Annotated in this window: 14 protein-coding genes; 9 read left to right on the top strand and 5 right to left on the bottom strand. The window is 64.5% G+C overall.

Translation table 11 applies throughout. The annotated features are described in order from the left end of the window. Positions 1-4 precede the first annotated feature (4 nt). The 5 genes from GCT13_RS26270 to GCT13_RS26250 are packed head-to-tail and all read left to right on the top strand — an operon-like array spanning position 5 to position 3,681. On the top strand, positions 5-319 hold the full coding sequence (locus GCT13_RS26270; protein ID WP_152763113.1) for a malonate decarboxylase subunit delta: 315 nt from the start codon (positions 5-7) through the stop codon (positions 317-319). Next, entirely contained in the window at positions 316-1,212 is an 897-nt protein-coding gene (locus GCT13_RS26265) for a biotin-independent malonate decarboxylase subunit beta (RefSeq protein ID WP_152763111.1), read from the top strand. Before GCT13_RS26270 ends, GCT13_RS26265 begins: the two co-directional genes overlap by 4 nt. After that, positions 1,212-2,042 carry a biotin-independent malonate decarboxylase subunit gamma gene (mdcE, locus tag GCT13_RS26260; protein WP_152763109.1) on the top strand — a complete coding sequence of 277 codons (831 nt, stop codon included), beginning with the start codon at positions 1,212-1,214 and terminating at the stop codon, positions 2,040-2,042. The genes GCT13_RS26265 and mdcE overlap by 1 nt, the downstream gene beginning before the upstream one ends. After that, positions 2,042-2,746: a malonate decarboxylase holo-ACP synthase gene (locus tag GCT13_RS26255; RefSeq protein WP_152763107.1), complete on the top strand. Its 705-nt coding sequence runs from the start codon at positions 2,042-2,044 to the stop codon at positions 2,744-2,746. The genes mdcE and GCT13_RS26255 overlap by 1 nt, the downstream gene beginning before the upstream one ends. Further along, positions 2,746-3,681, top strand: a complete 936-nt coding sequence (locus tag GCT13_RS26250; RefSeq protein WP_152763105.1) for an ACP S-malonyltransferase — start codon at positions 2,746-2,748, stop codon at positions 3,679-3,681. Before GCT13_RS26255 ends, GCT13_RS26250 begins: the two co-directional genes overlap by 1 nt. A gap of 65 nt (positions 3,682-3,746) precedes the next feature. Here the strand turns inward: GCT13_RS26250 and GCT13_RS26245 are convergent, their stop codons facing one another. After that, complete coding sequence (locus GCT13_RS26245; protein ID WP_152763103.1) at positions 3,747-4,340, bottom strand: alpha-ketoglutarate-dependent dioxygenase AlkB family protein; 594 nt, start codon at positions 4,338-4,340, stop codon at positions 3,747-3,749. Between the two features lie 291 nt (positions 4,341-4,631). Here GCT13_RS26245 and GCT13_RS26240 point away from each other — a divergent pair, with 291 nt between their 5' ends. Next, positions 4,632-5,216 (top strand): malonic semialdehyde reductase, encoded by a 585-nt coding sequence (locus GCT13_RS26240; RefSeq protein ID WP_152763101.1) that lies wholly within the window; start codon positions 4,632-4,634, stop codon positions 5,214-5,216. A gap of 83 nt (positions 5,217-5,299) precedes the next feature. Here the strand turns inward: GCT13_RS26240 and GCT13_RS26235 are convergent, their stop codons facing one another. Next, entirely contained in the window at positions 5,300-5,614 is a 315-nt protein-coding gene (locus GCT13_RS26235) for a hypothetical protein (RefSeq protein ID WP_152763099.1), read from the bottom strand. 369 nt (positions 5,615-5,983) lie between these two features. Between GCT13_RS26235 and GCT13_RS26230 the strand changes: the two genes are divergently transcribed. After that, on the top strand, positions 5,984-7,147 hold the full coding sequence (locus tag GCT13_RS26230; RefSeq protein WP_152763097.1) for a metallophosphoesterase: 1,164 nt from the start codon (positions 5,984-5,986) through the stop codon (positions 7,145-7,147). Between the two features lie 54 nt (positions 7,148-7,201). Here GCT13_RS26230 and GCT13_RS26225 read toward each other — a convergent pair whose 3' ends face one another. The 3 genes from GCT13_RS26225 to GCT13_RS26215 all read right to left on the bottom strand — a co-directional run bounded on the left by GCT13_RS26225 (position 7,202) and on the right by GCT13_RS26215 (position 11,385). Next, positions 7,202-8,716 (bottom strand): acetyl-CoA hydrolase/transferase family protein, encoded by a 1,515-nt coding sequence (locus tag GCT13_RS26225; protein WP_152763095.1) that lies wholly within the window; start codon positions 8,714-8,716, stop codon positions 7,202-7,204. A 129-nt stretch (positions 8,717-8,845) separates the two neighbouring features. After that, positions 8,846-9,067, bottom strand: coding sequence for a hypothetical protein (locus GCT13_RS26220; protein ID WP_152763093.1), 222 nt, complete (start codon positions 9,065-9,067; stop codon positions 8,846-8,848). A 137-nt stretch (positions 9,068-9,204) separates the two neighbouring features. Further along, positions 9,205-11,385, bottom strand: coding sequence for an FUSC family protein (locus GCT13_RS26215; RefSeq protein WP_152763091.1), 2,181 nt, complete (start codon positions 11,383-11,385; stop codon positions 9,205-9,207). A 197-nt stretch (positions 11,386-11,582) separates the two neighbouring features. On the opposite strand from GCT13_RS26215, the gene GCT13_RS26210 reads away from it, so the two are divergent. Further along, complete coding sequence (locus GCT13_RS26210) at positions 11,583-12,581, top strand: LysR family transcriptional regulator (RefSeq protein WP_152763088.1); 999 nt, start codon at positions 11,583-11,585, stop codon at positions 12,579-12,581. Between the two features lie 132 nt (positions 12,582-12,713). Further along, positions 12,714-12,940 (top strand): transposase (locus GCT13_RS26205; protein ID WP_152763086.1); only part of this gene is annotated, 227 nt, incomplete at its 3' end.

The raw sequence follows: 12,940 nt of genomic DNA, 5'->3' as shown, positions 1-12,940 counted from the left end.
ACTGATGGAACAGATGACATTCGACTATCCGGCGCAACGCGCGATCACGACACGCGCGCATGTGGGCGTCGTCGGCTCGGGAGATCTCGAAGTGCTGCTGTCGCCCGCCGATGCGCTGAAGGCGACGGTGACGGTGCGCACCAGCGTCGACGGTTACGGACATATCTGGAAGAGCGTGCTCGACCGCTTCTTCACGCGCTATGACGGCGCCGCGCAGATCGAGATCAACGACTTCGGCGCAACGCCCGGCGTCGTCGCGCTGCGTCTCGCAGAAGCAGTCGAAGCGGCCGAAGCGAACGGCCAGGGAGCGAGCGCATGAGCACGATGACGACACCCGCCGCGCCCGCGCTGACGCTGCGCGACAGCTTCATCGAACTGCCCGCGCGCGAGCGCGCGCGTGCACTGCTCGACGACGGCACGTTCCGCGAACTGCTCGGTCCGTTCGATCGCGTCGAATCGCCGTGGCTGCCGTTGCAAGGCATCGTCTGCCAGGCCGACGACGGCGCCGTGATCGCGCGCGGCACGATCGACGGCGAGCCCGCCGTGATCGCCGCGATCGAATCCGCGTTCCAGGGCGGCAGCATCGGCGAGGTATCGGGCAGCAAGATCGCGGCATCGCTCGAACTCGCGCTGCGCGATTGCGAGCGCGGCAAGATCGTGCGGCCCGTCGTGCTGTTCGAAACGGGCGGCGTGCGCTTGCAGGAAGCGAATCTCGGGCTCGCCGTGATCGCGGAGATCCAGGCGGCGATCGTCGCGTTGCGGCGTCATGTGCCCGTCGTCGGCGTGATCGCGGGGATGGTCGGCTGCTTCGGCGGCATGTCGCTCGCGGCCGGGCTGTGCTCGTATCTGATCGCGACGAAACAGGGGCGGCTCGGCATGAACGGCCCCGAAGTGATCGAGCAGGAAGCGGGCATCGAAGAGCTCGATGCGAGCGACCGGCGCCGCGTGTGGCAGATGATCGGCGGCGAGCAGCGCGTGGCGACAGGACTCGCCGATGCGCTCGTCGACGACGACGCGCACGCGATCCGCGCCGCGATTCGCGATGCGTTTGCGCGCGGCGTGCCGGCGGCGCATCGCAGCGAGCAGGTGCCGGTGTATCTGGAGCGGCTTGCGCGGATCGATCCCGCGAACGTATCGCCGGAAACGATGCGTGAAGTGTTCAACGCAAACGCAATGGCAAACGCGGCAGCCGCGCCACGCAAGGAGCAATGATGAGCGCAACGAACAACGAACTCGCACTCACGCGCGGCATGCGCTGGTTCAAGGCGCTCGCGGGCGACACGACAGCCGTGGCCGCGCCCGTCTGGTCCGGCGACGGCACGCTCGGCGGTGAAGCGGCGCGTTTCATCGCTGTCGTGCCCGATCCGGACAACCGCTTTCCGCGCGCGACCGATAACGTCGTCGGCCTCGAACAGGGCTGGCGGCTCGCGCAAGGGGTGCGCGATGCGATCGCGCGTGATGCGTCTTCGGATCGCAAGCGCCCCATCGTCGCGATCGTCGATGTGAAGAGCCAGGCGTATGGCTATCGCGAAGAGACGCTTGGGATTCATCTCGCGTGCGCATCGGCCGTCGATGCGTATGCGAGTGCGCGCGATGCGGGGCATCCCGTCGTCGCGTTGATCGTCGGACCGGCGATGTCGGGCGCGTTCCTCGCGCACGGCTATCAGGCGAACCGGATCGTCGCGCTCGACGCGCCGGGCACGATGGTGCACGCGATGGGCAAGGAAGCGGCCGCGCGCGTCACGCGACGCACCGTCGAAGAACTCGACAAGCTCGGCGAAACGATCACGCCGATGTCGTACACGATGGCCTCGTTCGCGAAGCTCGGGCTGCTCGACACGCTGATCGAAGGCATCGATGCCGATGCGCCGACCGACGCGCAGATCGAACGCGTGCGCGGCGTGCTGGCCGAATCGGTGCAGAGCGCGCGGTCCGATGAACGCGGGCTGTCGCGGCGGCTGCAATCGGATACGGCGAAACAGACGCGCGCGGCGTCGATCGAAGTGCGGCGGCGGCTCGCCGAGCAGTGGGATGCTGCGTGATGCGTGTGTGCGCAGTTGCTCCATTTGCGCCCGACGATGCGACAGGTTCAGGCAATCCGCGTTGGCAAGCGCATGACATTCTGCGTTTGCATCGTCTCGAAGCGTTCGACAACGAACCGGCGTGGGTCCGCGATGCGTTCGCGCGCACGCCGTTCGTCGTCGTGAGACGGGCGCAAGTGGCGCCGGGCTTTGTCGCGGTGGGCGTGCGCGGCGCGGCGCGCAACGAGCGGTATGGAACGTGGGCGCGCTGCAACGATATCGAGGCTGTGGTGAAGCCTGAAGCGTTATTGTCGGCGTCGACGCTCGCTGCGGATCGGCACGCATTGCCTGCGCTTGTCGCACTGGATGCGTTGCGCAGCGATTCGCCGTCGATGCTCGACACATTCACATGGGGACCGACGGGAAGCGTCGGCTTCGAACTCGCGACCTTCAAGCCGACTGTCACTTCGACGAGCGATCTCGATCTATTGATACGGATACCGAATCATTTTCCACGCGACGAAGCGCAACGGCTGCAAGCCCTGCTCGACACGCATGCGGGAAGCGCCGGCATCCGCATCGATGCACAACTCGAAACGCCGGCGGGCGGCGTCGCGCTCGCCGAATATGCGTCCGGCAAGGCACGCGTGATGACGCGAGACGCGAACGGTCCACGGCTTGTCGCCGATCCGTGGGCGCGTGATCACGCGCAGGCGGTTCTCTGATGCTCGCGTATCTCTTTACGGGTCAGGGCGCGCAATCCGAAGGCTTCTTGCATCGTCTCGGCGATCATGCCGCGATTCGATCGACGCTCGATGAGGCGTCGCAGGCGCTCGGCATCGATGTGCTCACGCTCGACACGCCGACGGCACTCGAATCGACCGTCGCCGTGCAGACGGGCTTGCTGATCGCAGGCGTCGCGATGCAGCGCGCGCTCGAAGCCGAAGGACTCGTGCCGGAGATCAGCGCGGGCCTGTCCGTGGGCGCGTATGCGGCGGCTGTCAGCTGCGGCTCGATCGCGTTCGCCGATGCGCTGCTGATGGTCCGCAAGCGCGCCGAACTGATGGAAGCCGCCTACCCCAGCGGCTACGGGCTCGCCGCGATTGCGGGGATGACCGAACACGAGGTCGAACGGCTCGCCGATGCGCAAGCGCGCGAGCGCAATGAGCACGTGTACGTCGGCAATGTGAATGCGCCGCGCCAGATCGTCGTCGCGGGATCGAACCGCGCGCTCGATGCGTTCATCGGGCGCGCGCTCGCGGCAGACGCGCGCAAGGCGACGCGGCTTGCCGTCAGCGTGCCGTCGCATTGCGAACTGCTAGCCGCCGCCGCCGACGCGCTGACCGACTATGCGCGCAGCGTGCCGTTTCGCGCGCCTTCGAGGCTCTACATCGGCAATCGCGGTGGCCGCGCGCTGCACACGGCCGACGCCATCCGCGACGACCTTGCGACGAACATGCGCTACACGGTCCGCTGGTTCGACGCGTTGACGGTGATGGTCGAAATGGGCGCAACGCTATTCGTCGAAGCGCCGCCAGGACAGGTGCTGACCGATATCGTCCGCGAGCAGTATCCGGATGTGGCCGCCATCGCCGCGAGCACGCTGCCGTTTGACCGGCTCGCGCCGACCGTTCATCGCCGCATTGAATCCGCTGGCTGAAACCGGTTCCTCGTGCGTATAAATTTTTTCTAATTTTTAACGCGCGTGTAGCGATCCGGCGGGGGCTATCTTCCGGGCGTGATGAAGCGGAACGTCAGATTCACGCGCTCGCCCTGCACCTTCGGCTCTTTGGGCACACGATGCCGCCATTCGGCCTGCGTCCTTCCGCGCATCACGAGCAGGCTGCCGCCTTTCAGCTGATACGACTGCACGACGCCCGTCTTGTTGTGCTGCAAATCGAACCGGCGCGCCACGCCGAGACTCACCGACGCGATCACGGGCTCCTTGCCGAGTTCGGGCTCGCGGTCAGCATGCCAGCCCATGCTGTCCGCGCCGCTGCGATAGCGGTTGAGCAGCACGCTGTTGAACGGCGCATCGCAGGTTGCCTCGACGGCCGATCTCAGTTCCGCGACGGCAGGCGTCCACTGCTGCGGCACGTTGCGGATGCCCGAGTACACGTAGACGGCATCCCGCTCGCCTTGCCACGCAGTCAGGCGCGGCAACGGCACGCGGCCCGCCGGCGTGAACATCGAATCCTGCTGCCAGGCCACTTCCGCGACGATGCGCGCGAGCAACTGCGCGGCGGCGTCGGGCGCGAGCCAGTCGGGAAACCACGCGACATCGGGGGTCGGCAAATCGTCGAACAAATCGGCGGACATCGTATTGCGATCGCGAGCCAGCGCTCGCGAAGCCTCTCTTTCAAGGGAACAGCGTTATTATCGGACGTGCCGCTGCAACGCGTCAGCTATCGACGAGAGTTGGCGCTTTAGCCGTCGGCCGGAGTTAGTGCTTTAGCACTTACTCCCGTCCCATACAGAGCACTTGCTCGCGTCCCCTACACAGTTGTCGACGGGAGTTGGCGCTTCGGCGCTTACTCCCGTCCCATGCAACCTGGTTGCCTTCCAGCTTGCGCTTTCATCCGCATTCCAGAAACCGTACCGATCATCATCATGACTCTTTCCGACGACGCACTCGATCAACTGTTCCGCACCGCCCGCACGCACAACGGCTGGCAGCCGCGGACCGTCGACGATTCGCTGCTCAGGCAACTGGTCGAGCTCGTGCTGCTCGGTCCGACATCGGCCAATTCGAGCCCGGCGCGCTTCGTGTTCGTGAAGACGCCCGAGGGCAAGGCGCGGCTGCGTCCCGCGTTGTCCGAAGGCAATCTCGAGAAGACGATGTCGGCACCTGTCACGGCCATCGTCGGCATGGACATGGCGTTCTACGATCATCTGCCGAAGCTCTTTCCGCACGCCGACGCGCGCAGCTGGTTCGCGGGCAACGAAGCCGCGATCGCCGACACCGCGTTTCGCAATTCGACGCTGCAAGGCGGCTATCTGATCATGGCCGCGCGTGCGCTCGGCCTCGATACGGGCGCGATGTCGGGCTTCGACAAGGCGAAGGTGGATGTGGAGTTTTTCGCCGGCACGACCATCAAGTCGAATTTTCTGATCAATCTCGGCTACGGCGACCACTCGAAACTTTTTCCGCGCAGCCCGCGCCTTTCGTTCGACGAAGCGGCGCGGATCGTTTGATCGCCGGCGGTGCGGATCGCAGTTTGCTGGTCGAAGTTTGTTGATAGCGGCGCGCTGAAACGCGTCGCAAGCGAAAGGCGGCGTCAACTGGTCAGCATCGCGACGTAGAACACGATCGCGCCGACGAGCGCGCCGACAAAACAGAAGCCCTCTTCGGCCTCGTCGCCTCGCGAGCGCAGCCACGCCGCGGCAACGCCGAAGAGCCCTGCCACGCCCAGCGCGACGAACACCATCACGACATAGAACAGCGCGGTGCGGCCCAGCTCGGAAAAATCGATGCTGCGCACGCCGTAGTAGACGCCGAGCGCCATCAGCGACAGCGCGACCATCGGCAGCATCACGTGGCTGCCTTCGTGGCCGATGTGATGCTCGCGATGTGTGATCTTTGTCGTTTTCATGTTTGCCCCCCACCTCGATCCGATATGGCGATCAAGCGCGCGACTGTCGCTGGCAGGGCATACTCGCGTTCCTTGATGCCGTGAACGGAACGCGGTGACTGCCGACGGCAGTGCGCTTACTTTCAGAATAGTCCGTTAGCGCCTGCAATTCAATATCCATTTAATAGGCATGACGAAGAACTTGTCGCGTCCATCGTGCTGCATCGCAGCGCGCGGATATCGCTTGCGCCGCAACGCGAAAGCGAGTCTTCGGCAAGCGTGCAAAACTGCTTGTAGAATGACTGGCCGCCTTCCGTCCGCCTCTCTCGAACGGTCGGCGTGCTTCCCGCGACTCGTGTCCCGCGCTGCGCCAGCGCCCTGCTCCCACCTATGCGCCGCCTATCGTTTCTTGTCCGGATCATCGCCATCGGCATCCTGCTGCATGTGTACGTCGGCATTCGGATCATTCCCGAACTGCCCGTCGATAACGCCGTGAAGTGGCTGTGCGTGCTATGGCTCGTGCTGTCCGTGCTGCTGATTCCGCTCGGCATGATCGCGCGCACGATCGAACGGCAACCGCTCGGCGACCGGCTCGCGTGGGCGGGCTTGCTCCCGCTCGGCTTCTTTTCGTCGCTGCTCGTGCTGACGTTCGCGCGCGAACTGATGCTGCTCGTCGTGCTGATCGTCGAGACGCTCGCGCCGCAAGCGATTCACGTCGCGCAGTGGGAGATCGATAGCGCGACGGCGGTGCCGCTGCTCGCGCTGCTGTCGACGGCCGTCGGTTTCGTCAATGCACGGCGCCGCGCGCGCGTCGTGTCGATCGACGTGCCGATCGACGATCTGCCGCGTGCGCTCGATGGCTTCACGATCGTGCAGATCAGCGACATTCACGTCGGTCCGACCATCAAGCGCGGTTATGTCGATGCCATCGTCGATGCCGTGAATCGACTCCAGCCGGATCTGATCGCGGTGACGGGCGATGTCGTCGATGGCAGCGTCGAGCGGCTGTCCGAGCACACGCGTCCGTTGTCGCGCCTGAGCGCGCGTCATGGCGCTTATCTGGTGACGGGGAATCACGAATACTATTCGGGCGCCGATGCGTGGATCGCCGAGTTTCAGCGTCTGGGCCTGCGCGTACTGCTCAATGAGCATGTCGTCGTCGAGCACGACGGCGCGCAGGCGGTGATCGCGGGCGTCACCGACTATACGGCGGGCCATTTCGATCCCACGCATCGGAGCGATCCGGCCGCGGCGCTCGAAGGTGCGCCCGGCGACGTGCTGATCCGGGTGCTGCTCGCGCATCAGCCGCGCACGGCCGAAGCCGCCGCCAATGCAGGCTTCACGCTGCAATTGTCCGGCCACACGCACGGCGGCCAGTTCTTTCCGTGGAATTTCGCTGTGCGGTTGCAACAGCCGTTCGTCGCGGGGCTTTCGCGGCTCGATAACCTGTGGGTCTACACGAGCCGCGGCACCGGATATTGGGGACCGCCCAAGCGTCTGGGCGCGCCGTCGGAGATCACGCGATTGCGTCTGGTCGGCAGCGGCGGCGCCTGAACATCAACTTAGCTTCGACTGGACTTCAACCGGGACGCTTCGGTCCCGGTTCTATCACGCCGTGACCTTTTGCTCCGGCAGCATCGATCCCGTTTCCTGAAACCGCGCGTGCCATGCAAACGCTTCGCGCAGCACGTGCGGCGTCTGACCGCCGAAACGCAGCGCGTCGCGATAGTAGTCGCGCAACAGATCGCGATAGAGGGGATGCACGCACTTGTCGATGATCAGCGACGCGCGCTCGCGCGGCGCGAGTCCACGCAAGTCCGCGAGACCAATTTCCGTGACGACGATATCGACGTCGTGTTCGTTGTGGTCGACGTGCGGGACCATCGGCACGACGCTCGAAATCGCGCCGTCCTTCGCAATCGACTTCGTTGCGAAGATCGCGCACGACGCGTTGCGCGCGAAGTCGCCCGAGCCGCCGATGCCGTTCATCATGTGCGTGCCGCCGACATGCGTCGAATTCACGTTGCCGTAGATGTCGAACTCGAGCGCCGTGTTCAGCGCGATCAGGCCGAGCCGGCGAATCACTTCCGGATGGTTGCTGACTTCCTGCGGACGCAGCACGAGACGGTCGCGATAGCGCGCGAGATCGCCGAACACCTGCGCCTGGCGCTTCTCGGACAACGTGATCGACGCGCCCGAGGCGAACGTGACTTTGCCCGCGTCCATCAGATCGAAGGTCGAATCCTGCAGGACTTCCGAGTAGATCGTGAACGGCTCGAACGGCGACTCGACGAAGCCGGCCAGCACCGCATTCGCGATCGTGCCAATGCCAGCCTGCAGCGGCGGCAGCGGAGAGGGCATGCGTCCATGCGACACCTCATGCTGGAGAAATTCGATCAGATGACCTGCGATCCGCGCCGTATCTTCGTCGGCGGGCAGCACGGTCGACGGGCTGTCGGGCTTGTCGGTGATGACGATCGCGGCGATCTTCTCGGGCGGAATCTCGATCGCGGTCGTGCCGACGCGATCGCCCGGACGCACGATGGGAAGCGGCTCGCGATGCGGTCGGCGGCCCGGAATCCAGATGTCGTGCAAGCCCTCGAATGCGAGCGGCTGCGCGAGATTGATTTCGACGATGACCTTGTCCGCGAGAATCGCGAAGCTCGCCGAGTTGCCGACGGAAGTGGTCGGGACGATGCCGCCCGTCTCCGTGATCGCAACGGCTTCGATGATCGCGACATCCAGCTTGCCGAGCTGGCCGGCGCGCAGCATTTCGACCGTCTCCGACAGATGCTGGTCGACGAACATCACGTCGCCGCGATTGATCGCGCGGCGCAACGTGTTGTCGACCTGAAACGGCAAACGGCGTGCGAGCACGCCGGCATCCGTCAACAAGCTGTCGACGCCGTGACCGAGCGAGGCGCCCGTCATCAGCGTGATGCGCAGCGGCTTGCCTTCGTTACGCGCGCGTTCGGCCAGCGCGACGGGCACGGCCTTCGCGTCGCCCGCGCGCGTAAAGCCGCTCGCGCCGACGCGCATGCCATCGTGAATCAGCAGCGCTGCCTGCGCCGCCGACGTGATCTTGCCGCGCAACGCGGCACAACGAATCCGGTCTTCGTACATGAATGAAAGTCTCTCCGATGTCATGCTCGCGGCAGCCGAAGTGCACGTCTTTTTGTCGGTGTGCGTCGTCCCGTTGCCGCCTGATGCCAGTTGATGCTGTGTTGCAGGTGCTTCGCCGTGCCGCTCGGGTTAGCTGCCGAAGTACATCACGCAGTAGCTCACGGGACCGACACAGTCATTGGCCTTCTTTGCCGGTGCCGTGGCGGGACGCTGCGCTTCGGGTTGCGCGACGCGTGCTGCGCTCGCCTGGGCAACCTGTTGCGCGCTTTCGTCCGCCGGCGCCGTCTGCGCGTGCGCGAGGGCAGCAGCAGACAACGAACAGGCAATCAGGACCAACTTCAGCGCTTTCATTTCAATCTCTCCATTCGATTCAGTGACTGCGGGAGCAGTGGTTCCAACTATAGGACCGGGGTCGGCGCGGATTAAGAGGGCTTGGCGGAAGGCATTCTTCCAGGTTGCGGCAAGATCGGCGTTCGCGGGGCTACCGGCTAACGCGTGTCGAATGGCGCGTCCTTGTCGAGCAGCGTCGTGCGTATGAAGTGCAGGCAACTGAGAATGCGCTGCTGGTCGTGGCGCTTTTCGCGATCCGCATGGACGGCATCGAGCACCTGCTGCACGACACGCATCGCCGCGCGCACGGCGATCTGCGCGCGCTGTGCATTTGCCTTGTCGGGCCGCTCGAAAAGCCGCGCGAGGTCGCGCGTGACGTGATCGAGCGAAGGCTTCCAGCGCGTATGCAGTTGCGTCGCGTAGGCCGCGCGCTCGGCGTCGGTGCGCAGATCGATGACGGCATGACCGACTTCGAGCGTCACCAGCATCCACCTGAGTGCGTAACGGTGACGTCGCGAGCGCTTGGGCAACAGCATGCGCAACTGGTGCATCAGGTCGTGCGTGCTCGACTGGAAGCGCTGCGCGAGACCCGCGAGCGGCGCCGTGCAGGCGAGCGTGATCTGACTGCGCAAATCGCCTTCGATGCGCGCGATCAGCCACGGCATCTGCACGGGGAAGACGATCGCGGCGCCGACCGCGGTCATGAGCATCGATACGACGATCGCGATGCCGTTGTTGATCAGCAGGTCCGGTGCGTACGCGACGACGTTGTCGGGCGCGGCGAGCAGGCAGAAGAACACCGTGAAGCCGACGCCATAGCCCGAAGTCTTCGCGCGCGACGCGAGGAACGTCCCCGCCGCTAGCACGGGCGCGAGCATCGCGCATAGCAGCGGAAAGCCGTCGATGATGGGATACACGTAGCACGTGACGAGATAACCGGCGATCGTCGCGCACGCCGCGCCGACGGACATCTGCAGTGCGAGCTTGACCGGATTCGGCGCGGACGACGTCAGTGCGCAAGTGAGCGCGGCGCCGATCACGGCCATGCCGCCGCTCGGCCAGTTCGTCGCGATCCAGAACGAGCTGACGGCGCCAACGACAACCGCCGTGCGCGCGAACGTGCACGCGACGACGAACCCGTTGGTCCGGCTCACGTAACGCACGGGCGGCCGCTCGCGCGCCGGGTTGTGATTGGTCTCGAGCGACGCATAGGTATCGATGTATCGAATGAACTCGCCGACGAATCGATACAGCAACTCTCCCGCTGTATCGAAGTCCGGCAGGCATCGCGCCTCGCTCGATTCCAGCGGACGCCGCGTCGCGCGCATTCTGGCCGGCAGCGTCGCCTGGAAGCGCTTGAGTCTGATGGCGATGCGAGCGGCATCGGACGAATCGAGGCGTCGTTCCGTGCGAGCGCCGAGCAATTGGGAAAGCTCGCGAAAATACGGCGCGGTCGATTGCACGACGAGAATCGACTGGTTGTCGCGCAGACGCTTCCTCAACTGATGCAATGCATGCAAACGCGCGCAAACGTCCATGAACTCGTGGTTTAGCCTTGCAAGCACCTGACTGCGCGAGCGCATGCCGGGGTCCTCGAAGGCGGCAAACGCGCGGGTCGCTTCGAAGCCCACCACTTCGTCGACGAGATCCGCGAAATATCGCTCCGACGTGCCCCTCTCGACCGCCCCTTCCAGCACTTTCACGGCGAAGGCAGTAAAATCGACATGCCTCAGTTGCAGCGCGTTTTGCAGCGCCAGGCTCGACCGGCGCGGGACGATCAGCGCGCTCACTGCGGCCGAGCAGATGATGCCGATCGCCACTTCCGCCGCGCGCGTCAACGCGGCGAGGAACAGGCCGTTCGGCTCCATGACGGTCGGAATGCCGATCAGCGCAGCGGTATAACCCGCCAGCACGAAGCCGTACCACCGAAAATGCCGATATCGGACCGCCGCCGCCACGCAGGCGCCCATCCAGGCCGTGATGCCGAGCATGTAAAGCTCGGGCTGCTGCGCGAACAGTGCGCCGAGCAGCAGCGCGGCCAGCATCCCGACGAACGTCCCGACAATCCGATAGAAGCTCTTGGCGAGCACCATCCCGCTGAACGGCTGCATCAGGACGAACACGGTCGTCATCGCCGTGCGCGGCTGCTGCAATTCGAGCAGCATCGCGATACCCAGCGCGAGCAGCGCCGCCGTCACCGTTTTGAAGAGATGAAGCCAGACGAGGCCGTCGGTGGTCGTCCACTCTTCGCTCGCATCGGCGATTGCCCGCAACATGCCGGCTCGCCATCCGGGAGTGGTATCGGACGACGCTTGCTTCATCGCATGCTGGGGTTTCATTCGTTGAGACTGCGCTTGGCTGTTGTCGGAGGAGCGCGGCACCGGACATGCAGACTCCCGCCCTGAAGGCGCCGATTGTAGGAGCCGGCGTTGTGCGAATTAATGCGAGGCCTCGGGAACATCCCTTGCAGAACACTCAACAATGGCGGCATGCAATAGGCGGACAATAACGGCTTGATTTCAGTCAAGAAGAATTGATGGATACGTTACAAAACATGCGGGTGTTCGTGCGCGTCGTTGAGGCAGGCAGTTTCACGGCAGCGGCGCAATCGCTGAATACGACGACGGGCGCGATGTCCCGCGCGGTTTCAGAACTCGAGGCGCATCTGCGGACGCGTCTGCTCAACAGATCGACGCGACGCCTCGCGTTGACGACCGCCGGTGAGAGATATCTGAAACGATGTCAGCAGATCCTTGCTGATGTCGATAATGCTGAAGAAGAAGCAAGTGGAGCGCATGAGCGGCCGTCGGGCGTGCTGCGAATGCATAGCTTCGCGAGCATCGGCCAGCACTACGTGCTGCCGGCGATCTCGCGATATCGCGCGCTCTACCCCGAAGTTGCCGTCGAACTCACGCTTTCGCAGCAGATGCCGGATCTGTTCGAGGGCAGCGCCGATGTCGCTGTCGTGGGGGCATCGACGTTGCCCAATTCCGATCTCGTATCGCTTCTGCTCGGGACGACGTTCAGCATCTTGTGCGCGTCACCCGCTTACATCCACGCGCACGCTGCGCCGCAGACGCCAGCCGATCTGCTGCATCACGACTGTCTGTTGCTCAAAACGCCGGCCTTTCCGACCAGCGAGTGGACACTCGATGGCCCAAATGGCAGCGAAGCGCTGGAAGTGAGCGGGCCCGTGCAGGTGAATATCGCCGAATCGCTGATCGTGGCAATTCGTGAAGGCATGGGAATCGGGATGTTGCCGCTGTACGCGGCCATCGACGGACTGCGAACGGGATCGCTCGTGCGCGTGCTGCCGGAATACACGCTGCAGAAAATGAATGTTTATGCGCTGTATCCGTCGCGCAAGTTCATCGACGCGAAGACGAGGACGTGGGTGGAGTTTCTGCGGACGCATCTGCCGCAGGTCATTGCCCGCGATGTCGCGTTGCTGGGTGAAACCGGAAGCCAGAGTGTGCTCAGCGATGTGCTGCGTGCGGGTGACGTAGGCGTTGCTGCGCCGCAGATGAAGCATTAGGGGGAAGGTGGTAGTTGCGGCTGTGGCTGTGCGTTGGATGCGCAGTCCGGCGCGCCGCTCGGGTGTAGTGGTCTAATTTCCTCGGACAGGTCGATAGGAGGACAATCCTGAATCGAGGAGGAAAAGAGCAAGATGACAAGAAGGCGCCGACAATTTGACGCCAGCTTCAAGCTGGAAGTAGTACGGATGGTGCGAGACCAAGGGCTATCGGTCAGCGAAGTGTGCCGGTCGATGGACCTTGTTGAGACAGCCGTGCGCCGCTGGGTGGCGCAGTACGATGCGGAGCGTGCTGGCGGCGCCGGCGAGGGCAAGCCGCTGACGGCTGAGCAGCAGCGAATCCGGCAGCTTGAGGCGGAAAA

It is taken from the genome of Paraburkholderia franconis (assembly GCF_009362735.1).
Taxonomy (GTDB): domain Bacteria; phylum Pseudomonadota; class Gammaproteobacteria; order Burkholderiales; family Burkholderiaceae; genus Paraburkholderia; species Paraburkholderia franconis.
This window is presented reverse-complemented; position numbering and strand designations above follow the sequence as displayed.

Coding starts and splice junctions, on each gene's coding strand:
- GCT13_RS26245 (WP_152763103.1), bottom strand. CDS start 4,340: ATGTCCGCCGATTTGTTCGACGATTTGCCGACCCCCGATGTCGCGTGG.
- GCT13_RS26230 (WP_152763097.1), top strand. CDS start 5,984: ATGCGCCGCCTATCGTTTCTTGTCCGGATCATCGCCATCGGCATCCTG.
- GCT13_RS26255 (WP_152763107.1), top strand. CDS start 2,042: ATGCGTGTGTGCGCAGTTGCTCCATTTGCGCCCGACGATGCGACAGGT.
- mdcE (WP_152763109.1), top strand. CDS start 1,212: ATGAGCGCAACGAACAACGAACTCGCACTCACGCGCGGCATGCGCTGG.
- GCT13_RS26265 (WP_152763111.1), top strand. CDS start 316: ATGAGCACGATGACGACACCCGCCGCGCCCGCGCTGACGCTGCGCGAC.
- GCT13_RS26210 (WP_152763088.1), top strand. CDS start 11,583: ATGGATACGTTACAAAACATGCGGGTGTTCGTGCGCGTCGTTGAGGCA.
- GCT13_RS26240 (WP_152763101.1), top strand. CDS start 4,632: ATGACTCTTTCCGACGACGCACTCGATCAACTGTTCCGCACCGCCCGC.
- GCT13_RS26270 (WP_152763113.1), top strand. CDS start 5: ATGGAACAGATGACATTCGACTATCCGGCGCAACGCGCGATCACGACA.
- GCT13_RS26220 (WP_152763093.1), bottom strand. CDS start 9,067: ATGAAAGCGCTGAAGTTGGTCCTGATTGCCTGTTCGTTGTCTGCTGCT.
- GCT13_RS26215 (WP_152763091.1), bottom strand. CDS start 11,385: ATGAAACCCCAGCATGCGATGAAGCAAGCGTCGTCCGATACCACTCCC.
- GCT13_RS26250 (WP_152763105.1), top strand. CDS start 2,746: ATGCTCGCGTATCTCTTTACGGGTCAGGGCGCGCAATCCGAAGGCTTC.
- GCT13_RS26235 (WP_152763099.1), bottom strand. CDS start 5,614: ATGAAAACGACAAAGATCACACATCGCGAGCATCACATCGGCCACGAA.
- GCT13_RS26225 (WP_152763095.1), bottom strand. CDS start 8,716: ATGTACGAAGACCGGATTCGTTGTGCCGCGTTGCGCGGCAAGATCACG.